This window comes from Marinobacter maroccanus, assembly GCF_002933275.1.
Classification (GTDB): domain Bacteria; phylum Pseudomonadota; class Gammaproteobacteria; order Pseudomonadales; family Oleiphilaceae; genus Marinobacter; species Marinobacter maroccanus.
Window position 1 is genome coordinate 1 of sequence record NZ_PSSX01000004.1, and the last position, 21,514, is coordinate 21,514.

Sequence of the window (21,514 nt, forward strand, 5' to 3'; positions counted from 1 at the left end):
TGGAGGGAATGAACAACAAGATCAAGGTGATCAAGCGGATGGCTTATGGCTACCGGGACAACGATTACTTCTTCCTAAAGATAAAAGCAGCGTTTCCCGGTAAAGCGCGATGAACCTTTTTTTGGCACTAAACCAGGCTTCAAAGCAAAGGCGGCAGAGGGATCTCCACTCCGTTCACGTCCAGCATCAGGTCTTTCATACTGGCATCAAGCACCAGCCGGTCGCCTTGCTGAACCAGCAGCCCCTGTTTGATCAGAGGCGCCAGCTGCAGCTGGAATTCGGGATACTCCTCCGCGAGCGCAAGTGGCAGGCTAAGGTCCATTTCGCCGGTCAGCCGCTGCATCACCATCAGCATCTCGCCCTTCTGATCCGCTGTCAGCTCCGGGTGGGAAATACTTGCACTGCCCTCCACCACACCTTCCGGAGTGGTGACGGTCAGTTCCGGGAAACCAACCGAGAAGCCGGCAGCGGCGAGGTCACGCAGGGCCGTGTTTACCTGCTGCATGGCGGCCATCTGCTGTTCGACCTGCTGTGGACCACCAGAGGCCTGGCTCAGGGCCAGGGCCTGCAGCGATGACAGGCTTTCGGTAAGCCCGCTCCAGGCCGCCACATCCAGCCCTGACAAAGCGAACACCAGCCGTTGAGGGCCATACCGCTCATTGGCCGTTGCAACGCCGGCAACCTCGAAAGCCATTCGCGAATCCAGGCGTTCGCCATCATTGACTGGCTCACTGCTGCTGCGTACCGAAATCTCCTGGAGCGTGAAGGGCGCGTCCGCAACCGGTGTCACCGCAACCGAGTCCACCACAATCTCGCCGGAGCCGGTCCAGACCTCACCCGTGAGATGGCTCATGGTCTGCTCGAGGCGGAAGTCACTGACCCGAATATCCACATCCGGACCAGACAGGGTTAAGGCCGGCCAGACCATCAGAGCATCCGCTTGCGAGCCTGCATCACTGATCTCGATTCTTGCCAGACCGCCACTCGAAGCCAGGCTTTCCCCGGTATCCGCGTCAGTGATGCTCACCTCAGGCGCTTCGAGCTCAAGTACTGCAGTGCCCCAGAGCCGGGTTTCCAGAGTCAGCCTTGGCTCCTCGCCGGAAGACCAGTCCAGATCCCCTGAAGACCAGCCTCCCTCGGGCTCAAAATCCATCAGGCTGCCGGTCACCCCATGGGTCACCGTGGCACGATAGGCAAACTGTCGGGACTCTCCGGTTTCCGGATTCCTCAGGTTGACCGAACCATTGAGCCGGGCACCGAGAATGCCCCTCTGGTAGTTTTCGGTTTCCATGCGAAGAAACGGTTGGGCACTGTTCACCTCGGCCGTTGCCTGCTGCCACTGCTGCTCAGTGACGTACCCTACGACCCAGGGCAGGCCACCGGCCACAGCCAGCACACCGGCGCCGGCAATCATCCATTTGGCATTCAAACGCGTTCTCCAGTTGAGGAATCAGGTCTTTCCGGTCAGCCTTTCCAGCAGTACCAGCTGGGAGGCCAGGCGCTCTTCGTCGTCACCGGGCTGGTTCTGGATATAGCTGCCGTCCGGTTGCAAGACCCAGGACTGGCAATTATCGGCCAGATAGGTATCCAGATCTTCCCTGACCCTGGCAGCGAGCTCAGGATCATCCAGGGGAAAAGCGGTTTCAACACGGCTAAGCAGGTTCCGCTCCATACCATCGGCGCTGGAACAATAAACATCCGGGCGGCCATTGTTGCCGAAGTAGTAGACCCGGGTATGCTCAAGGAAACGTCCGATGATGGACCTTACCCGAATATTCTCGGAGAGGCCCGGCACTTCGGGACGCAAACAGCAGATACCGCGGATAATCAGATCGATTTTCACGCCCGCCTGGGAGGCCCGGTAAAGCGCCTTGATCAGCTGGATCTCGGTGAGCGCATTGAACTTGAAGATAATCCGGCCTTTTTCGCCATAGCTGGCTTCACGCTCAATCAGGCTGAGCAGGCGCGAGTGCAGGGTGAATGGCGAATGGAAAAGCTTTTTGATCTTCAGAGCCTTGCCCATGCCCGTCAACTGCTGGAACAGCTTGTTGACGTCGTCGCCGATGGACTCGTCACAGGTCATGAAGCTGTAATCGGTGTACAGGCGGGCATTACCCGCGTGATAGTTACCGGTGCCCAGGTGGACATAACGACGCAGCCGCCCCTCTTCGCGACGGACGATCAGGATCATCTTGGCGTGGGTCTTGTAGCCGACCACGCCGTACACCACGATCACCCCGGCCTCCTGCAGCCGGCTGGCCAGCTCCAGGTTTTCAGCCTCGCTGAAACGGGCCCGAAGCTCGATAACGGCAGTAACCTCTTTGCCACGGCGTGCGGCATCTGCCAGGGCTTCCACGATTTCCGAATCGGCCCCGGTGCGGTAGAGGGTCTGCCGTATTGCCAGAACCTGGGGATCCTTGGCGGCCTGGCGCAGCAGATCCACCACCGGGCTGAAATTCTCATAGGGATGCAGCAACAGAATCGGGCGCTTGCGGATTGCGTCGAACATCGATTCCTTGCTGCGAATCTGCTTGGGAATCGACGGCGAAAAGCCAGAATAGGTCAGATCCGGCCGGTCCACCAGCCCACCGACCGCCATCAGCCGGGTCAGGTTGACCGGGCCATGCACCTGGTAAAGATCCCGCTCGGTCAGACCGAACTCCTTGAGCAGGAACTGCACCAGCTCCTCCGGGCAGTTGTCAGCAACCTCCAGGCGCACCCCATCACCAAACCGGCGGCTGAGCAGCTCACCACGAAGGGCCGAGGCAAGATCTTCCAGGTCATCCTCGAGTTCAAGGTCGGCGTTACGTGTCAGCCGGAATTGATAGCAGCCTTTCACTTCCATGCCTGGGAAAAGTTCATCGGCGTGGGCGTGGATCATGGACGACAGGAAAACGAGGTTCTCGCCACCGTTGCAGACATCATCAGGCAGCCGCACCAGACGCGGAAGGGAGCGGGGCGCCGGCACAATCGCCATGCCGGTTTCCCGGCCGAAGGCATCCTTGCCATCCAGTTCAACAATAAAGTTCAGGCTCTTGTTGACCAGGCGTGGAAACGGATGTGACGGATCCAGTCCGATGGGGCTGACCACCGGCAGGATTTCCTCTTCAAAATAGGTGCGCACCCACTCCGCCTGCTCCGGCGTCCACTCCCGACGACGGACGAAATGAATGTTCTCCTGCTCCATCTCGGGAATCAGGACATTGTTGATTATGTCGTACTGCTCCCGGATATACTCGTGGGCAACACGGCTGATCTCCGCCAGGGCCTGGTCCGGCATCATGCCATCGGCACCAACGGTTTCCCGGCCGTATTTCATCTGCTGCCGAAGACCCGCAACACGAATCTCGAAGAACTCGTCCATGTTGCTGCTGAAGATGCAGCAGAAAATCAGACGGTTGATCAACGGGTGAGTCGTGTCCAGCGCCTGCTTGAGTACCCGGTAATTAAACTGGAGCTGGCTCAGTTCCCGGTTAAAGTAGTTTTCATTGGCATCCAGGTTGATCTCTTCACCAACCGGGGGCACATCTACCGGCGCAGGCACACTCCGGTCATCCCCTGCCGTCTGATTCTTCGCCGTTTCCGTTGTCATGATTCCTCGATTCCAGTGTGTTCGCCACTGCTGGCAAATGGCGTGTTTGGCTTATCCGTGCCGACGATCCCGCATCAATCGGGCCGCGCGCACGGCAAAGTAGGTCAGGATTCCGTCGGCTCCGGCCCTGCGCATGGCCATCAGGCTTTCCATCATCACCGCATCGCCGTCCAGCCAGCCATTCTGGGCCGCTGCCATGTGCATCGCGTACTCGCCGCTGACCTGGTAAACAAATGTCGGCACTCGCAATTCCGTTTTAACCCGGTGCACTATATCGAGATACGGCATACCGGGCTTGATCATCACCATATCCGCGCCTTCGGCCAGGTCCATGGCGACCTCATGCAAGGCCTCGTCTCCGTTGGCCGGATCCATCTGGTAGGTGGCCTTGTTACCCTTGCCGAGATTGGCCGCCGAGCCCACCGCATCCCGGAAAGGCCCGTAATAGCTTGATGCGTACTTGGCAGAATAGGCCAGGATCCGCGTGTTCACATGGCCACCGTTCTCCAGGGCTTCGCGAATGGCACCAATCCGCCCATCCATCATGTCTGACGGTGCCACCACATCGGCGCCGGCGTCGGCATGGGAAAGCGCCTGGTTGACCAGCGCCTCGACGGTGACGTCATTGAGAACATACCCGTCGTTGTGGATGATGCCGTCCTGGCCATGGGTGGTGAATGGGTCCAGCGCCACGTCTGTAATCACACCCAGTTCCGGCTGGGCTTTTTTCAGAGCGCGAATCGCTCTCTGGGCCAGACCGTCCGAATCCCAGGCCCCGGAGCCGGACAGGTTCTTCTTCTCAGCCGGAACTACCGGAAACAGGGCAATGGCCGGGATACCCAATTCCACCAGCTCCGCGGCCTGTTCCACCAGAAGATCAATACTCAGACGCTCCACCCCCGGCATCGAAGGCACCTTTTCCCGCTGGCCCTCACCCTCCAGCACGAACACCGGATAGATCAGGTTGTCCGGCGTGAGCTGGTTTTCCCGAACCATGCGACGGGAGAACTCACTGGCCCGGTTACGGCGCAGGCGGGTGGCGGGAAAAGCACGGGGAGTCGGAATCGGCACTGACAACCTCCTGAATGGCTAAACAAAAAGTCTGATGGATCGTCGCGGCACTCGCCGGGCGCCCTTTGCGCCATCATACACGGCCAACGCCGCTGGTTGCAGACTCCCTCAGCAGGATAAAGCGATTAAATGACAGGCTGATTACCGGATCGAATCCAACGCTTGGGCACGAATCCGTTCGGTTTCATTGAAGTGGCGGGCTCTGAGCCGCTGCAGCGCTTTCTGGCGTTCCGGCTCGGCCAGCCCCGAGGACAACAACCGGTCCCGCTCCTGGGCGTAGGCCTGCCAGCGGCGATTCCATTCCTCTTGCTCCTCCTCAAGCCGGGCCAGCCTGTCCGCCGCAGCATCACCAAAAGCCTCCTGACGCCAGGCCGCAAGCGCCCGGGGATCATCCGCCAGCTCCTGGCGTACCTGTTCATAGTCCGCAAACCGGCGAGTTTCCTCCCTGGCCTTCCGGAGAGGTTCCGGCAGAGAAGACTCGGCCTGGCGCAGTGCCTCGGCCTTCTGCTCTTCAGTCAGACTGTCATCGCTTGTGATTCTGAGCTTTTCAATCTGGAAACGGTCCACTGCCTCATCGTCGGCAAAGAAAGCGTCGGCAGTATCGGCATCCAGCCAGGTCCGGCGCAGGGCCTGGATCTCTGCCATCCTCCGTTGCATTTCCCTGGCGCCAAGTCCGGACACCTCTCCGTAGCTCTGTTCCAGATCAGAAACAGCCAGCTTGTATTCCAGGTAGTTTCCAAGGGTTGCCAGGGCCTGGGATCTCGCCGGCTCTTCCAGGGCCGACAGAGCCGTCTCAATGCGCGCCACCAACTGTTGCAGCGATTCCTCTCCCAGAGCTGACAGGAAATACTCGAACAGCTGCCGCAGATGGGGGGTCGGGATGAGATTGCCGAGCCGGTCCGTCCGGGCCCAACCGTCCGGGACTGACGTGCCTGCCAGCGAGGCTGGCAACTGTTCGGGAACACGGACTGAAGAGGCCTTGTTGACGAGCTCGGACGGCGCAGCAGCGCCCTCCTCCTGGCTTACGGATATCGGGGGCTCGTCAACCGGCGCCGAAGCAACCGGGTCGTCAACGGCGACCCGGTCTGCAGTCATCATCCAGAAGCTGCCGACAGCTGCTATGATCAGTAGCAAAACAAGGAAAAGACGGATGCGGGGCTTCATTACCACAGAGGGGTCCGGATTATCGGGTGACTGGCGATTTGCCCAGGCTAACGGCGCAAAATGATAATGAAAGAGGATAAACGACGCTGACAGGTCATACCGAGACAGGGATCAAAAACGGAGCCGGGGCGGAGCGCCCCGGACTGCCGTCTGTACGTTCAGAGGGAGCGGTTGTTAAAACCCACTTCCACCTTGCGCGGTGTATCAGAACGGAAGGAAGTATCCACTTCCTGGATCTTTCCGCCCTGGCTCAGGAACGCTTCGATGTCTGCCTGCAACTGTGCACGAACGCGGGCACGGCCGGCTATGGAATGGTTGTCGTCATTGTCGCTGGTCCAGCTTCCGGACTGCTCCAGGTTGCTTTCGTCGAATTCACTCATAATCTTTTCTCCATCAACGAAAACAGATGGTCGAGTGCTGCGACCCCACAGGGAACCTCACTCCGTATCGACGAACGACCGCCTGCGGCTTCGTCTTGGCGTCTTTATAATCTGCTTTTTGTGACCACGCTATTTACTGGCAACGCCTTTTTTGTAATTTTTTGTAACTATCAACAAGTAATTGAATTGTATGCGGAAATTTTATAATCGCCTGTAGCTCAAAAAATTGACACAAGAAATGAATAATGATTCACTACTTATAGGGAGCCGGAATGGCCTATCGAGAAACGGAGAAAATGCGCCAGCGTAAGGCCGAGGCGCGAAAACGGATCGTGGACTGCACCTATCAGTGCGTGGCCGAAGGCGGTTTCAGAAGCGCCCGGGTGACCCGTATCGCCGGCTTGGCCGGCGTTGCCACAGGAACTATTTACCGGCATTTCGAATCCAGAGAAGACCTGTTCGCCGAAATTTTCCGACTGGCGACCCAACGGGAGGTCGACAAGGTCGCCGAAGCCCTGGCATCCGGCGGAAACGGCGCCGAACGGCTGGAGCGGGCGCTCAGACAATTCGCCGAGCGGGCACTGAAAGGTCCGCAAATGGCGTGGTCACTGATCGCCGAGCCGGTGGACCCGAAAGTTGAGGAGGAACGGCTGGCGTACCGCAAGGCCTACGCCAACCTGTTCGAGAAAGCGATCCGCGAAGGCATTGAAGAAGAATGCATCCCGGATCAGGACGCTCGCCAGAGCAGTACATGCCTGGTCGGCGCCATCGCGGAAAGCCTGGTTGGCCCACTGTCACCAACACAGACCAGCCAGGAAAACAGCGCAACAGAAGACAACAATGACCCGCTGGTCAATTCCATCATCCGCTTTTGTATGCAGGGGTTGACCGGCACCAGGAGGTAGCCATGAACGCGCCGCAGCCCCGGCCAGAGATGCCATCAAACGACCAGGAAGACCGCTACCTGGCCACCACCCACGAGGTCTTCAATCAGCCGCCGGCCCTGGAGAGCTACAACCTGTTCGAACAGGATATTGCCCTGCAGGAAGCCGCCCTGCGGGAAGGTGCCGGTAAAGCCGCCGAGGACCTCAAGGCCTTCGGAGCCCTGGCCGGGGCCGCGGAAACCATTGACCTGGGGTTTCGCGCCAACGCCAACAAACCGGTGTTCAATACCCACGACCGGTATGGCCACCGCATTGATGAAGTGGACTTCCATCCGGCCTATCACGAGCTGATGCGCATCGCTTTCGACAACGGCCTGCACAGCAGTCCCTGGAGCCATCCCGGCCAGGGCGCCCACGTTGCCCGTGCTGCCAAGTACTACATGCACTCCCAGGTGGAGGCCGCCCACTGCTGCCCCGTGACCATGACTTTTGCCGCCATCCCGTCGATCCGGAAACAGCCGGAGCTGGCGGCGGACTGGGAGGCCCGGATACTGGCCGACAGCTACGATCCCCGTAATCTGCCGGACAGCCAGAAAACCTCGGTCACCATTGGCATGGCCATGACCGAGAAACAGGGCGGCAGCGACGTTCGCGCCAACAGCACCAGAGCCTATCCGGTCGGCTCGGGAGGCCCCGGCCAGGCCTATGAGCTGGTGGGCCACAAATGGTTCGTCTCTGCCCCCATGTGCGACGCCTTCCTGGTACTGGCTCAGACACAGTCAGGACTGTCGTGCTTCCTGATGCCCCGCTGGCGCCCGGACGGCACCAAGAACCCCTGGCAGGTCCAGCGCCTGAAGAACAAGATGGGCAACGTTGCCAACGCCTCCAGCGAAGCCGAACTGCGCGGTGCCCTGGCCTGGATGGTGGGCGAGGAAGGCCGTGGTGTACCCACCATCATTGAAATGGTGGCCATGACCCGCTTCGACTGCATGATCGGCAGCTCCGCCGGCATGCGCCAGGCCATCGCCCAGGCCAGCCACCACTGCCGTCACCGCAGCGCCTTCGGCGCCCGCCTGATTGACCAGCCCCTGATGCAGAATGTCCTGGCTGATCTGGCCCTGGAAAGCGAGGCGGCACTGGCCTACACCATGCGCATCGCCCGCGCCCTGGACATCCAGGACAAGGAGCACGAACGCCTGCTGGCGCGCCTGGCCACCCCCGTCGGTAAGTACTGGATCTGCAAACGCACCCCGAACCACGCCTACGAAGCCATGGAATGCATCGGCGGCAGCGGCGTGATGGAAGACTGCATCATGCCGCGGCTGTTCCGGGAATCACCGGTCAACGCCATCTGGGAAGGCAGCGGCAACGTCCAGTGCCTGGACACCTTGCGCGCCCTGCAAAAAGAGCCGGAAACCCTCGACGCCTTCTTCAAGGAGGCCGCCGAAGCAAAAGGTGCAGATCGCCGCTTCGACCAGTTCCTGGCTCAGCTGCAACACGACTTCGCCGACATCAGCGATTTCCAGTACCGTGCCCGCAACCTGGTCGACCGCATGGCCCTGGCCTTGCAGGGCTCCCTGCTGCTGCGCCACTCGGATACCGCTGTCGCCGACGCCTTCTGCGCCTCGAGACTGCAATCCAATGGCGGCATGAACTACGGCAACCTGCCCTCGGGCACCGATCCGGCAGCCATTATCAAACGGGCAACGCCTGTAGTAGGGTAAGTGGTCGCTGTTAGACAGATCTGTCGGATTACGCCTTCGGCTAATCCGACCTACGGTTAACTTTTACCCGGACAGTAGGTCGGATTAGGCGAAGCCGTAATCCGACATCTTTTCCGCCCATTTCAAGCCTGGCGAACCAAACATGTCAGAAGCCCTGAGAAAACTCCTGAGGGAAGGCCAAAAGCCCCAGCAGCCGGTTATCACACCCCACGTGGGCGTACTGACCCTGCACTTCCAGCTCTACGGCTGCGACGACCTCAAAGCCAAGCGCAAGGTCTTCACAGCCCTGAAAGCCGTCTGGGGCAAAGAACCCGACCTGGCCGTTGCCGAAACCGCCGACCAGGAGGCCCTAGACTGCGCCACCTGGACCATAGCCGCCCTGGGCACCTCCTCCCAGCAGATCACCCAACGGCTGGACCAGATTGAAAAAGCCATCGAAGAACGCGTGGATGCTGCCATACTGGACATACACCGGGAAATACTCTGACCGGAAACCCCGGGCAGGGGCCGTGTGGCGTAAGCTGTCGCCAGGCCGTATACTACGCCCCCTCAGGGATGCCAGTGCGCCTGCCAGCGGCAGGTGACCAGAAATTAATGCCGGACTTATGTGCCGGCCGTATCCGCAGGGCATCCGGAACCGGCCCTTCGGATGACCACTGATTGTGAGTGGCGCCTATGACCGGAAAGAAAAAATCCGCCCAGGCCTCGGTAGAGGCCATGTATCGCGTATTCACGGTGCCTGAGGCGCCGGAATCGACGCTGAGCCGGATTGACCAGAACATCTCCCGCAATCTTGCAGGCTTTCTGCAGGAGCACATCGTTGCGGTTGAACGGGACCTCTCGGATGTGGAGAAAGACTTCTCCGACTACAGCATTCCCGAGAAGCCCGTCTTCGTATCTGAACAGGCCCAGTTTCTGCTCGACAAACTGGTGGCCAATTCCGTTCACACCGCCTCACCGGCCTTTATCGGGCACATGACCTCAGCGCTGCCTTACTTCATGCTGCCGCTGTCCAAGATCATGATTGCCCTGAACCAGAACCTGGTCAAAACCGAAACCTCCAAGGCGTTCACGCCCATGGAGCGCCAGGTCCTGGGCATGATCCACCGCCTGGTGTACCAGGAAGACGGCGCCTTCTACCGCAAGTGGATGCACGACCCCCGTTACGCCCTCGGTGCCATGTGCTCCGGCGGCACGGTCGCCAACCTCACCGCCCTGTGGGTCGCCCGCAACCGGGCGTTCCCGGCTGAAGGCAGCTTCCGGGGCCTGCACCAGGAAGGCCTGTTCCGGGCCCTGAAATACTACGGCTACGAAGGCGCCGCCATCGTCGTCTCCCGCCGCGGCCACTATTCCCTGCGCAAAGCCGCCGACGTGCTCGGCCTGGGCCGCGAATCCCTGATACCGGTGGATACCGACGACGAAAACCGCATCAACACTGACGCCCTGCGGGACAAGTGCCTGGAATTGCAGCGCCAGAAAATCAAGGTCATGGCCATCTGCGGCGTGGCCGGCACCACCGAAACCGGCAACGTCGACCCCCTGGATGCCATGGCCGACATCGCCCGGGAATTCGGCGCCCACTTCCACGTGGACGCCGCCTGGGGCGGGCCCACGCTGTTCTCCCGCACCTACAAACATCTGCTGCGCGGCATCGAAAAGGCCGACTCGGTCACCTTCGACGCCCACAAACAGCTCTACGTACCCATGGGCGTAGGCCTGGTCGTTTTCCGCGACCCGAGCCTGGCCAGCGCCGTGGAACACCACGCCCAGTACATCATCCGCAAGGGCTCACGGGACCTCGGCAGCACTACCCTGGAAGGCTCCCGGCCTGGCATGTCCATGCTGATCCACTCCGGCCTGAAAATCCTGGCCCGGGAAGGCTACGAGATCCTGATAGACCAGGGCATCGACAAGGCCAAGACCTTCGCGGAAATGATCGAAGCAGAACCGGATTTCGAGCTGGTTACCAAACCCGAACTGAACATCCTGACCTACCGCTACTGCCCGGAAAACGTCCAGGAAGCCCTGGCCATTGCCGATCCCCTGCAGGCGGAAAAGCTCAACACCTGCCTGAACCGGATCACCAAGTTCATCCAGAAAACCCAACGGGAACGGGGCAAGGCATTCGTGTCACGGACCCGGCTGGAGCCGGCCCGCTACTTCAATTTCCCGTGCATCGTATTCCGGGTGGTACTGGCCAACCCGTTGACCACCAGGGAAATCCTGGCAGACATTCTTGCCGAGCAGAGAGAGTTGTCGCGGGATGAAGGTATCGAGGATGAGATCAGCATCCTGCACCAGATGGCGGATGCTGTGTTGAAACAGACCACGCCGAGCGTGAGACAGGCCTGAAGGCGATTCAACAAGTTTGGCGAGTCAGCAGGGTGGGTGTTTCGAAAACTGTGCGGAGCCATGGATGGCGGAGCCCAAGCGTCACAGGGACGTGCCGCAAGGAGCGTGTTTTCGAAACACCCACCCTGCTGGCTCTTCCCCGAGGCTTTAGGCCCCGTAACCTAGGGGAATCTCAGTAAAGCGCCTCTTCATCATCCAGAACATCATGGATGATATCCAGGAACATCTTATCCGCCTCACTCCAGTTCTCCGGAATCCGGATATTGGTGCTGGCACTGATCTCCTGTGCAATCAGCTCCTCGGCATTCGGCTGACCACGATGCTTGCGGGCGATCTCCATGGATTTAACGGCAATGGTCGGATCGCTGAGAACCTTCTTGATAAAGGTCCTCAGCTCATCAATCATCTTCGCCTGACGGCTTTCAACGGATGAACTCATACTTCACTCCATGGACAAATAGGCTTGAGGGGTGAGCCACCCCTTTTGAAAGATAGTATGACCAAACTCGGTTTATACAACCAGCCCGGTCAGATCAACAAGCCCCGGAGCGTAAAGAACAGGATCGCCGCCATGATGGCAGACGCCGGCACAGTGATGATCCAGGCCGCCGCAATGCGCACCAGGTGCGAACGCTTCACCATTTCTTCCCGGTAGATCTTCTTCAGGCGCTTGCGCTCGGACTTGGACAGAGGCACCTGTTTTTTCTTCTTGGCCTGCTTGAGCAGATTCTCCATCTCCTCCACCGAGGCATTACGGAAATCATCCAGGAAGGGCTTGAGACGCTCCTGCTCGGCAGGATCGTGGTGCTCCATGATTTTGTGCAGCTGGGTTGCATAGTTGGACTTCAGGTACTCCCTGAGGAAGCCCACGCCGAACACGCCGCCAATGGCGATGTGGGTGGAACTGACCGGCAGGCCCAGCTGGGACGCGAGGATCACCGTAAGCGCCGCCGAAAGAGCAATACAGAAGGCACGGGTCTTGTCTAGTTCGGTGATTTCACTGCCAACGGTCTTGATCAGGCGCGGCCCGAACAGCATCAGGCCAACGGCCAGACCCAGGGCACCCACCATCATCACCCACAGCGGAATGCTCGCAGAGGTCACAACCGCCCCGGCAGACAGGGCATCATTGATGGCCGCCAGCGGACCAATGGCGTTGGCCACATCATTGGCACCGTGAGCAAAACTCAGCAGGGCGGCAGCAAAGATCAACGGCCAGGTAAACAGGGTATTCACACCCGCCGAACTGTTCTCCATGGTCGATGCCATGCGGCCCACGAGGGTGCGCATGATGAAAAAGACGACGGCAGCCGCAGCAAGACCGATCAGCGTCGCCTCAAGAAAATCGACTTTGACGATTTTCTTTACGCCCTTGATCATCAGATAGGTTCCGAAAGCCCAGGCCATGATTGCCACTAGCCAGGGAACAAAGGTCCTGGCTGCCGGAATGACCTCTTTCCGATATAGCACGGTCTTCTTGATCGCGAACAGGAACAGGGCTGCCAGCGCACCACCGAGAACCGGCGAAATTACCCAGCTGGCGGCAATCTTGCCCATCACCGCCCAGTCTGCGATTCCCCAGCCACCGGCGGCGATACCGGCGCCCAGAACGCCACCAACAATGGAGTGGGTTGTAGACACAGGCGCACCCATCCAGGTGGCCAGATTCAGCCAGAGCGCGCCCGCCAGCAAGGCGGCGGTCATCAGCCAGACGAACGCCCGACCGTCTTCCAGGCTGGAGGGGTCGATGATGCCCCCCTTGATGGTGGAAACCACGTCACCGCCCGCGATAATCGCACCGCCCGCCTCAAAAATGGCGGCAATAACGACAGCCGCACCCAGGGACAAAGCCCCGGAACCCACGGCGGGGCCAACATTGTTGGCAACGTCATTGGCGCCGATATTGATCGCCATGTAACCGCCAATGACCGCGGCGGCCATTAGCAACATGCTGCTGGGCATTCCCTGACTGAATGCTCCGACAGTCAGCCACACGCCCAGTAAAAAAAGCAGGCTGATGCCGACCCTGTATCGTTCCGTGGTAGGGCTGGTAAGAAGGGTATCCAGGAATCCGCTCGAACGGGCCATAACAGATCAGGTCTCGTTTAGTCTGTGAGGATTGGGGGCGAGCTCTGTCGCGCGGCAACTATAAAATTTTTGACATGAAAATGAAATAAAACGGTCACAATTCACACAGACTAACCAAATCACAGACGGGAGTGCAAAAACGCACTAAATTGACTCATAATTCCGAAAATAAGTGTAAAAATTACAAAAACAGCAAAATAAGGTTCCCATGCCTCACTCTCCTTCCTCCGGGCAGCTTGCTGCCGGCGAACGGGAAGACGCCCAGGTCTCGCGTCTGCTTACCTGGCTCTCGGCAACCGCTATCGCTTTTCTGGTTGGCATCGGTACCAAGGCCTGGTTCGCCGGACACACAACCCATGCCTGGGTGCTCTGGTCCTTCATCGGTCTGATTGCCGTGAATATGCTGCACTTTGCCAGCACCGGTAACCGCGCACGCCAGAAAGCCGGGATGATCGTTATTGTCGGCCTGCTTTTCACCTACCTGATTGCGTCCGGCGGCGAGAGCAACACCGGGCCACTCTGGTTCTACGTCTTTCCGCCGCTGCTGTTCTACCTGACCGACCTGAAAACCGGTACGGCCGTTCTGCTATTCTGCTATCTGATTGCGGTCGTGGTATTCCAGTTTCCCGGGCTGCCCTTGGTGTCCGCGGAATACAGCATGGATTTCAAGATTCGTTTTTTCGCTGCCCTGACCTTTGAATCCATTTTCTGCTTTGTCCTTGAAGCCAGCCGTCTGAAGGCACGCAATGAACTTCTGGCCCTTGCGGAAACCCACGAGCATGCAGCACGGACGGACGAGCTCACCGGGCTGGCCAACCGCCGTGACATGCAGAACCGCCTGACCATGGAGTTTTCCCGCTACCAGCGCTCCGGCCATCACTTCTCCATTGCCCTGATCGATCTCGATCTTTTCAAACAGATCAACGACCAGTTCGGGCACGACGCTGGCGACGATGTCCTGCGGGAGTTCGCTGCATTGATGCGAACCGTGATTCGGCAGGCGGATGTCGCGGCGCGATGGGGCGGCGAAGAATTTCTGGTGCTATTGCCTGACACTTCCCTGCTCCAGGCCCTGACACTGGCTGAAAGATTGCGGTCTCAAGTTGCCGGGCACCCGTTCCGGTTCAGGGATCAGTCGTTACCGGTGACCATCAGCGCCGGTGTCTGCTCCATTGCCAAGGCCCGCTCACTTGATGATCTGCTCAAACAGGCGGACCTGAACCTCTACAATGCCAAGGAATCCGGGCGCAACCGGATAGCACCGCGGGTTCGTAGCCAGGAAAAGGAGTCCTCACCCATCCGCTCACCTTGAGGCAGCAAAGCACTCCCGCTATGATCGTGCGCCACCGAATAACCGTATGGTCATTTCCACGGCAGCGAACAGGTAACCTATGACATCAATCAGAATCCTGGTGGGCAGCGTCTACGGTGGCGCACTCCTGACGGCCAGAGCCATCAAGAAGCAGCTGGAAGGCGAGGGGCACCACGTGACCGTGCTGGAAAATCCGGCCCTGGACGACATCACCTCGAACAATGATCCGCTTCTGGTGTGCACATCCACAACCGGGCAGGGTGAACTGCCAGCGAATCTACTGCCTTTCTATCTGGACCTTCGGGACCAGCTGCCCCAACAGCCCGGCCGGCCATTTGGCATAATCGTGCTGGGTGACAGCTCCTACGGTGACACCTTCTGTGGCGCCGGCGACCTGGTCGAGGAAGCGCTTTACGAAACCGCTGCCCGCAAGGTGGGAGACACGCTTCGAATTGATGCCCTGGAAACCATGGAGCCGGAAGCCGAAGCCCTGCCCTGGGTCCGGTCATGGCTTGAGCAGATCTGAGTCCTGGCTACAAAATTTTGCCAAACAGGCCCTGCCGGTGACTTGAGCCGCCAAAGGCGACACGCCATACTCCTTTGGACAACGACAATCAAACGGTACGACGTGGCATCCACTTTCTGGCTTCGTTTACTGATAACACTGCTGCTGTTATCGGGTCTGGCTGCCCCATCACTGGGGGCTGAGGATTCCTATGTACCGCAGATCGAGTATCTGCGCGCCGCCCCGGATGAAAACCTGACAGCCAGTGAAGCCCTTGCCTCCAGTGACTGGCAAACCCTCGAGGAAGAAAGCCCGAATTTCGGTTACATCCGGGATACCGTCTGGCTTCGGTTTCCGGTGGCCCACCCTGCCGCTATCAATCTGCTGGAAGTCCGCTACTCACAACTGGACAAACTCACCTTCCATCTGCTGGAAAACGGGCGCATTGCCCGACGCATAGTGACCGGGGACCATGTACCCTTCGATCAGCGGCCTATTCTGCACCGGCATTTCCTGTTCCCCTTCGAACAGAGCATCGCCAGCGAGTACCAGATTCTGCTGGAGGTGCACACCGAGGGAGCCATGCAGATTCCGGTTCGACTCTGGAACGCCCAGACTTTTTTCGAGCATTCATCCACTGAAGACCAGATGCACGCGGTCTACTACGGCATCCTGATCACGGTCATTTTCTTCAACCTGTTTATCTTCGCCGCTCTCCGAGAGCCGGTGTACCTGCTCTATGTGCTCTCGACACTGGGCTATCTATTGCTGATAGGCAGCCTGAACGGTGCCACATTTCAGTTTCTTTGGCCGAACAGTCCTGCTCTGCAAAACCAGATCATGTTGCTAGCTGTACCTTTTTCCCTGCTGTTCACACTGATGTTCTCCCGCTCATTCCTGAAACTGACGCACACAGGCCCTGTCCTGAATCGGCTCGTGCTATTCATGATTTCACTGAATGCCGTGGTTGCCTTGATGACGTTCTTTCTCGATTACAGCACCGGCAGTCGACTGACCGTAGCCCTGGCAATACCCAGCTGCCTGCTGCTCACTGTCCTGGGTCCAGTCCAATGGTGGAAGGGAAACCCACAGGCCGGCTATTACACGGTGGCCTGGGCGGCACTGACGTTGGGCAGTGCCATTACCGCGGCCAATAAATACGGCCTGCTGCCCAACAATTTTGTCACCACCTACGGCATGCAGATCGGATCGGCACTGGAAGCCATTCTGCTCACGCTGGCGTTAGCGGCACGGCTCTACCAGGAACGGCAGGACAAAGTGGACGCCCGGGAAGCAGAACTGAAGGCCCTGGCGGCAAGGAGGTCGGCAGAGTTAAAACTGATGGATCATGCGCTGCACAATCCCCTCACCGGACTTCCCAATCGCGGCAGCCTTGAGATGATGCTGAACGACCTGATGCTGCGCAGCCCCGAGCGACGCTATGGCGTTGCCATTATCCACCTGAACAACCTGCAGTCGGTCACCAAAACCCTCGGGCACCGCAACAGTGACCGGATTCTGGAACTGGCGTCCAAGCACTACAATGCCGTGGCGCGGGAACTGCCGGGCGCCATGCCCGTGGAGCAGAGTGACCAGCGGGATTTCTACCTGGCATCACTGGATCCTCAGACCTTCGCGTTTATCGTCGACGCCGATGCCACAGGCTCCGTGCCCAGGGCCATTCTCAAGGCCCTGGAAGGCATACGGTACCCGATCGACTATCTGGGCATGCAGATTCCCCTGGACCCAAGGCTTGGGGTGGCAATTTTTCCGGACCATGGCACCGATGCCAATACCCTGATACGCCGAGCAGTGATCGCCGAGGGCTCGGATTCGGCGCGTGAGCGGGGCATTGCCTATTACAAGTCCATGAAAGACTCCTACAGTGCGGACCGGCTGACCCTGGTTTCGGAGCTGCGACACGCCCTGGACACCAACGAGCTTGTGCTGTTCATGCAGCCCAAGCAGAGCCTGAAAACAGACCGGATAGTCGGCGTTGAAGTCTTGATTCGGTGGCCCGGCCGGGCGAAACCGGTCCGCGCCGATGAGATTGTCAGTCTTGCGGAACAAACCGGGCTGATCAAACCGCTGACCCGATGGGTACTTGAGCAATCAATGGAGCTGCGCTCACGGCTGCTGGAACGCGGCTGGCCCCTGAACGTATCCATCAATATTTCGCCCAACAATCTGCGGGAACCGGACTTTCCCATCTTTGTCCAGCGTCTGATGAACAGCTACCACAGCCATCAGGGTTCGATTATTTTTGAGGTAACGGAAACCTCCATGATGCAGGACCCGGCCAACTCCCTGCGGGCGCTGAAATCACTCAGCGCCACCGGCATTCCCGTATCGATTGATGACTTTGGCTCCGGCTATTCCTCACTGTCCTACATCAAGCAGCTACCTGCGAGCGAGGTCAAGATTGATCGCTCACTGGTTACCGAGCTGATCACCGAGGCAGAAGACCGGGTGATTGTGCAGACTACCATTGATATGTGCCACAGCCTGGGCTATCAGGTGGTGGCCGAGGGTGTGGAAGATGAAGTCACCGCCAATCTGCTCAGGGACATGGGCTGCGACATGATCCAGGGTTTCCTGCTGACACCGCCGCTGCCGTTCGATGAACTGATGGACTGGCTGGACCGGAACCATCAGCAACCGGACCAGCGCAAGCTGGGGTAGCCGCCTAGGACCTCTGACGAATCAGGGCTTCCTGGGTGGTGGATGCCACCAGCACACCGTCCTGGTTGAAGAAATTGCCGCGATTGAAACCCCGCCCGGCCGAAGCGCTGGGGCTGTCCTTGTCGTAAAGCAGCCATTCGTCCATGCGGAAATCCCGGTGGAACCAGATGGCATGGTCCAGGCTGGCCACCTGCAACCCCTTGCTCATGAACGTCAGGCCGTGCGGGTTCAGGGAAGTACCGAGAAACTGGAAGTCCGATGCGTAAGTCAGTAGGCAGCGGTGAAGCACAGGATCGTCCGGCAGGTGCCCCTGGGCACGAAACCAGCTCTGCTTGTGGGGCGGGCGCTTCTCCGGCTTCAGGGGATTGACCGGGTTTACCGGCCGGATCTCGATAGGGCGGTCCCGGGTCAGGATCGGCCGCATTTTTTCCGGCACCTGGGGCGCCAGAAGTTGGCCCCATTCCTGTTCCGAGCGAAGCGTTTCCGGGTCCGGCGCATCCGGCATGGTCAGCTGATGCTCGAAACCTTCCTCGGCCACCTGGAACGACATGGAGCCGGTCAGGATTTCCTTGCCATCCTGGCGGGCAATCACCCGACGCACCGAGAAACTGCCACCGTCGCGAACGCGCTGGACCTCGTAGTCGATGGGCATATCCTGATTGCCCGGGCGCAGAAAGTAGGCATGGAGGGAATGACAGAGGCGCCCTTCAACGGTTCGACTGGCGGCCATCAACGCCTGGCCAAGAACCTGCCCGCCAAACACGTTGGGAAAGCCCAGATCCTCGCTGTCACCCTGAAAATGGTCGTCACCGATGGGCGAGAGATCCAGCAACTCCACCAGTTTCTTGGTTACCTCAAGCATGCCTGCTCCTGTGATTTCGTTAGCACACGAAGGAGTTTTCTACCGCAAGCGGCGAAATTTCGCAATGAAAAGCCGTCGCCGGCAGTGACAAAACAGCCCCGTGGAACCGGGGCTGTGGAATGGTAAGGAGCGTCAGCCGTGTATCGGCGGCACTTCCCTGGACAGGGCCTGCTTTTCCATGGCAAAGCTGCCGGTTACCGCAAACCCCAGGACATCGCCCCCGGGGCTCTTGAACAGCGCCTTGACGTTGGTGCCATCCTGCTCAACCTCCCAGCTGCCCTCGGCTTCGGACGGTGGTGGGCAAACCGCCGTGGGACAACAGGGCGTCTTGATCATCACCGGCATAGTGCCATAGCTCACTTCGGTGCGCTCACCGAGCAACGTTTTGGCAAGCGCCCGGGAACAGGCCATCAGCGGCAACACATAAAGCAGGACGTGACCGTCTACTTCGGCGCAGTCACCGAGTGCGTAGACATCCGGCGCCGAGGTCTCCAGAGCCCGATTGACCACGATGCCCCTGGCCGTCTCAAGCCCGCCAGCCCGGGCCAGATCGGTCCTCGGACGCAAGCCAACGGCAGACAATACCAGATCCGCATCCAGTATTTCGCCATTGGCAAGGGTCAGGCTGACGCCATTTCCCTTGTGGTCGACACGGTCAACCACGGTTCCAAGATGAAAACCTACCCCCAGACTCTCCAGCTCCTGCTGGACGGCATTGGCCGCAGCCTCGGGCAGCAATCCGGGCATCACACCCTCGGAGGGTGCAATCACGTCAACCTCGTAACCGCCGTTGCGAAGGTCGTTGGCAAACTCACAACCAATCAGACCGGCCCCCATGATCGCCACCCGCTTGCCCTCGCCCAGGGCCTCCCGGAAGGCGCGGTAATCCATCAGGTCATTGATCGAGAACACATGCTCCTGACCATCACCGTCGAGGCCGAGCCGGATCACATCGGCGCCCCAGGCCAGGACCAGCTTGCTGTAGGCAAGTCGCTCATCACCGAGAATCAGTTCGTGGGCGTCGGCATCAATGCCGGTAACTGTGGCAAAGGTCCGGATCCGGACATTCAACTGCTCCGCCATGGCGTCGGTCCCGCCCTGGGCCAGCCCGTCGGCATCCTTTCCCTTGGTGAAGCCGGTGGACAACATGGGCTTGGAGTAACTCACGCCGTCGTCGGCGGTCACCATCAGAACCGGGGTGTCCGTGTCCTGTTTACGGATTTCCCGTGCCAGCGAATAGCCGGACAAACCGGTGCCAACGATAATGATGGGGGCCTGTTCAGTCATAACCGCGTTCCTGTATTTAACAAACCTTGGCGGGATTCACCTGCCGTGCCAGGTAATATCAGCCGATCTCGATCATCTCGAAGTCTTCCTTGCCGACACCACAATCCGGGCAGACCCAGTCTTCCGGAACGTCTTCCCACTTGGTTCCCGGCTCAATGCCGTCCTCGGGCCAGCCTTCGGCTTCATCGTAAATCAGACCGCAAACCACGCACTGCCACTTCTTCATAGGTTTTCTCCCAATATCATCCGGGCGCAATATTAATTGTCAGACAATAATGCACGCAAGTGTTTTGTTCGCATTACAGATACGAACAACTGTCGAATCAGGCCATCATACCCATCGCTCCCGAATTGACCAATGCCAATGCCGACGGACCCATTCGGGGTTTTCTGCCAATAGCCACAATTACAGATCTGACAACAGGAGCCGCCCCTCCCTTCTGCCGCCCCTCTCCGGTATAATCGCCCGTTTTACGACAGGACCGACCGATATGACCGATACCGTCGCCGAAATGAACCAGGTAATGGCCGAAGCCGACTGCCTGGTCGATGAACAGCAGGTACAGACTGCAATCGGCAACCTGGCCGACGATATTACCGCCCGACTGAAAGACAGTAATCCCCTGTTATTCTGCGTAATGAACGGCGGGCTGATCCTTACCGGACAGTTGCTACCCCGGCTCCGGTTTCCGGTCCAGGCCGAATACCTGCACGCCACCCGATACCGTCAGGAGACCACCGGTGGCATCCTTGAGTGGAAGCTCCAGCCCGAGGCCGATATGAACGGCCGCACCATCCTGATTGTCGATGACATTCTCGATGAGGGCACTACCCTGTGCGCCATCGCCGACTACTGCCGTGCCCACGGTGCCAGTGAGGTACTGACGGCAGTTCTGGTCGACAAGCAACATGACCGTAAAGCCCGCCGGGATCTGAAGGCCGACTTCACTGGCCTGGAAGTGGAGGACCGCTTCCTGTTCGGCTACGGCATGGACTACAAGGGCTACTGGCGCAATGCGCCTGGCATCTATGCGGTCAAGGGTCTCTGACATCGAAAGTCGTCTGAGCATACCCCCGACGGGCTGGTACCAATCACTGACGGCTGCCGGCCTTCGGAACCCCGAGGTTCACGGGCCGGCCCGTTACTGGCTGCAGGTGGAGGGCTCGTTTACCCGCGCGCTGCAAAAACAGTGCAGCCACTCCTTTCACGTCGAGGTCCGCCGTGAGGGTTTTGCAACGCCGACACAGGAAGAGGCCCGGCGCCTGCACATTCCTCACCGCCAGAACGCCTGGATACGGGAAGTCTGCCTCTGTGGTGACAACCAGCCCTGGGTGTTGGCCAGAACGGTCATTCCCCTGAGGTGCCTGGAAGGCGAGGGACGACGGCTGTTGCACCTGGGCAACCGGCCTTTGGGCGCCTATCTCTTCACCAGCCCCCACTGGCAACGGGGCCCGTTGGAAACCGGCCTCTGCAAACCGGGCATACCCGGCCAGCCAGAACTGGCAAGACGCTCCCTGTTCAGTGGCCACAACAGCTCCCTGCTGGTTGGCGAATACCTGCTGCCAGCACTGTTTCAGCGGAACACGCTTTAACCAGCCTCCTGCGACTGG

General features: G+C 59.2%; 20 protein-coding genes. 10 read left to right on the forward strand and 10 right to left on the reverse strand.

What is annotated here, in order from left to right; genetic code table 11:
- The coding region (locus KEHDKFFH_RS06140) for a transposase (protein WP_146084194.1) at window positions 1-113 on the forward strand (113 nt) is incomplete at its 5' end.
- A 26-nt stretch (window positions 114-139) separates the two neighbouring features.
- On the opposite strand, the gene KEHDKFFH_RS06145 is transcribed toward KEHDKFFH_RS06140, so the two are convergent.
- The 5 genes from KEHDKFFH_RS06145 to KEHDKFFH_RS06165 form a co-directional block, all read right to left on the reverse strand.
- Window positions 140-1,429 carry a DUF945 family protein gene (locus tag KEHDKFFH_RS06145; protein WP_104321105.1) on the reverse strand — a complete coding sequence of 430 codons (1,290 nt, stop codon included), beginning with the start codon at window positions 1,427-1,429 and terminating at the stop codon, window positions 140-142.
- A gap of 21 nt (window positions 1,430-1,450) precedes the next feature.
- The gene (gene ppk1 / locus KEHDKFFH_RS06150) at window positions 1,451-3,592 is read right to left on the reverse strand and encodes a polyphosphate kinase 1 (protein WP_104321106.1); all 2,142 of its coding nucleotides are present in this window, start codon (window positions 3,590-3,592) and stop codon (window positions 1,451-1,453) included.
- Between the two features lie 51 nt (window positions 3,593-3,643).
- A complete protein-coding gene (gene hemB / locus KEHDKFFH_RS06155; RefSeq protein ID WP_104321107.1) occupies window positions 3,644-4,663 on the reverse strand; it encodes a porphobilinogen synthase in 1,020 nt (339 codons plus the stop codon).
- A gap of 141 nt (window positions 4,664-4,804) precedes the next feature.
- Entirely contained in the window at window positions 4,805-5,827 is a 1,023-nt protein-coding gene (locus KEHDKFFH_RS06160; protein WP_104321108.1) for a lipase secretion chaperone, read from the reverse strand.
- 158 nt (window positions 5,828-5,985) lie between these two features.
- Window positions 5,986-6,207 carry a hypothetical protein gene (locus KEHDKFFH_RS06165; RefSeq protein ID WP_091988402.1) on the reverse strand — a complete coding sequence of 74 codons (222 nt, stop codon included), beginning with the start codon at window positions 6,205-6,207 and terminating at the stop codon, window positions 5,986-5,988.
- A 272-nt stretch (window positions 6,208-6,479) separates the two neighbouring features.
- Here KEHDKFFH_RS06165 and KEHDKFFH_RS06170 point away from each other — a divergent pair, with 272 nt between their 5' ends.
- From KEHDKFFH_RS06170 to panP, 4 genes are all read left to right on the forward strand, one after another.
- The gene (locus KEHDKFFH_RS06170; RefSeq protein WP_104321109.1) at window positions 6,480-7,112 is read left to right on the forward strand and encodes a TetR/AcrR family transcriptional regulator; all 633 of its coding nucleotides are present in this window, start codon (window positions 6,480-6,482) and stop codon (window positions 7,110-7,112) included.
- A 2-nt stretch (window positions 7,113-7,114) separates the two neighbouring features.
- Entirely contained in the window at window positions 7,115-8,815 is a 1,701-nt protein-coding gene (locus KEHDKFFH_RS06175) for an isovaleryl-CoA dehydrogenase (RefSeq protein ID WP_104321110.1), read from the forward strand.
- Window positions 8,816-8,957: 142 nt separating this feature from the next.
- Window positions 8,958-9,302 carry a DUF503 domain-containing protein gene (locus KEHDKFFH_RS06180; RefSeq protein ID WP_053113183.1) on the forward strand — a complete coding sequence of 115 codons (345 nt, stop codon included), beginning with the start codon at window positions 8,958-8,960 and terminating at the stop codon, window positions 9,300-9,302.
- 188 nt (window positions 9,303-9,490) lie between these two features.
- Window positions 9,491-11,167 carry a pyridoxal-dependent aspartate 1-decarboxylase PanP gene (panP, locus tag KEHDKFFH_RS06185; RefSeq protein ID WP_104321111.1) on the forward strand — a complete coding sequence of 559 codons (1,677 nt, stop codon included), beginning with the start codon at window positions 9,491-9,493 and terminating at the stop codon, window positions 11,165-11,167.
- A gap of 172 nt (window positions 11,168-11,339) precedes the next feature.
- Here panP and KEHDKFFH_RS06190 read toward each other — a convergent pair whose 3' ends face one another.
- Both KEHDKFFH_RS06190 and KEHDKFFH_RS06195 read right to left on the reverse strand, forming a co-directional pair.
- A complete protein-coding gene (locus KEHDKFFH_RS06190; protein ID WP_069182143.1) occupies window positions 11,340-11,606 on the reverse strand; it encodes a hypothetical protein in 267 nt (88 codons plus the stop codon).
- 89 nt (window positions 11,607-11,695) lie between these two features.
- A complete protein-coding gene (locus KEHDKFFH_RS06195; RefSeq protein ID WP_104321112.1) occupies window positions 11,696-13,255 on the reverse strand; it encodes an inorganic phosphate transporter in 1,560 nt (519 codons plus the stop codon).
- 208 nt (window positions 13,256-13,463) lie between these two features.
- On the opposite strand from KEHDKFFH_RS06195, the gene KEHDKFFH_RS06200 reads away from it, so the two are divergent.
- The 3 genes from KEHDKFFH_RS06200 (at window position 13,464) to KEHDKFFH_RS06210 (ending at window position 17,754) form a co-directional block, all read left to right on the forward strand.
- Window positions 13,464-14,567 carry a GGDEF domain-containing protein gene (locus KEHDKFFH_RS06200; protein WP_104321113.1) on the forward strand — a complete coding sequence of 368 codons (1,104 nt, stop codon included), beginning with the start codon at window positions 13,464-13,466 and terminating at the stop codon, window positions 14,565-14,567.
- A 79-nt stretch (window positions 14,568-14,646) separates the two neighbouring features.
- Window positions 14,647-15,093 (forward strand): flavodoxin, encoded by a 447-nt coding sequence (locus KEHDKFFH_RS06205; protein ID WP_104321114.1) that lies wholly within the window; start codon window positions 14,647-14,649, stop codon window positions 15,091-15,093.
- A gap of 102 nt (window positions 15,094-15,195) precedes the next feature.
- Window positions 15,196-17,754 (forward strand): EAL domain-containing protein, encoded by a 2,559-nt coding sequence (locus tag KEHDKFFH_RS06210; protein WP_104321115.1) that lies wholly within the window; start codon window positions 15,196-15,198, stop codon window positions 17,752-17,754.
- Window positions 17,755-17,758: 4 nt separating this feature from the next.
- Here the strand turns inward: KEHDKFFH_RS06210 and KEHDKFFH_RS06215 are convergent, their stop codons facing one another.
- The 3 genes from KEHDKFFH_RS06215 to KEHDKFFH_RS06225 form a co-directional block, all read right to left on the reverse strand.
- Window positions 17,759-18,616 carry an acyl-CoA thioesterase gene (locus KEHDKFFH_RS06215; RefSeq protein ID WP_092030536.1) on the reverse strand — a complete coding sequence of 286 codons (858 nt, stop codon included), beginning with the start codon at window positions 18,614-18,616 and terminating at the stop codon, window positions 17,759-17,761.
- 132 nt (window positions 18,617-18,748) lie between these two features.
- Window positions 18,749-19,903 carry an NAD(P)/FAD-dependent oxidoreductase gene (locus tag KEHDKFFH_RS06220; protein WP_104321116.1) on the reverse strand — a complete coding sequence of 385 codons (1,155 nt, stop codon included), beginning with the start codon at window positions 19,901-19,903 and terminating at the stop codon, window positions 18,749-18,751.
- A 58-nt stretch (window positions 19,904-19,961) separates the two neighbouring features.
- Window positions 19,962-20,129: a rubredoxin gene (locus KEHDKFFH_RS06225; protein ID WP_008173532.1), complete on the reverse strand. Its 168-nt coding sequence runs from the start codon at window positions 20,127-20,129 to the stop codon at window positions 19,962-19,964.
- 265 nt (window positions 20,130-20,394) lie between these two features.
- Between KEHDKFFH_RS06225 and KEHDKFFH_RS06230 the strand changes: the two genes are divergently transcribed.
- Both KEHDKFFH_RS06230 and KEHDKFFH_RS06235 read left to right on the forward strand, forming a co-directional pair.
- Window positions 20,395-20,952, forward strand: coding sequence for a hypoxanthine-guanine phosphoribosyltransferase (locus KEHDKFFH_RS06230; RefSeq protein ID WP_104321117.1), 558 nt, complete (start codon window positions 20,395-20,397; stop codon window positions 20,950-20,952).
- Entirely contained in the window at window positions 20,918-21,496 is a 579-nt protein-coding gene (locus KEHDKFFH_RS06235) for a chorismate--pyruvate lyase family protein (protein WP_422385685.1), read from the forward strand. Before KEHDKFFH_RS06230 ends, KEHDKFFH_RS06235 begins: the two co-directional genes overlap by 35 nt.
- Window positions 21,497-21,514 lie beyond the last annotated feature (18 nt).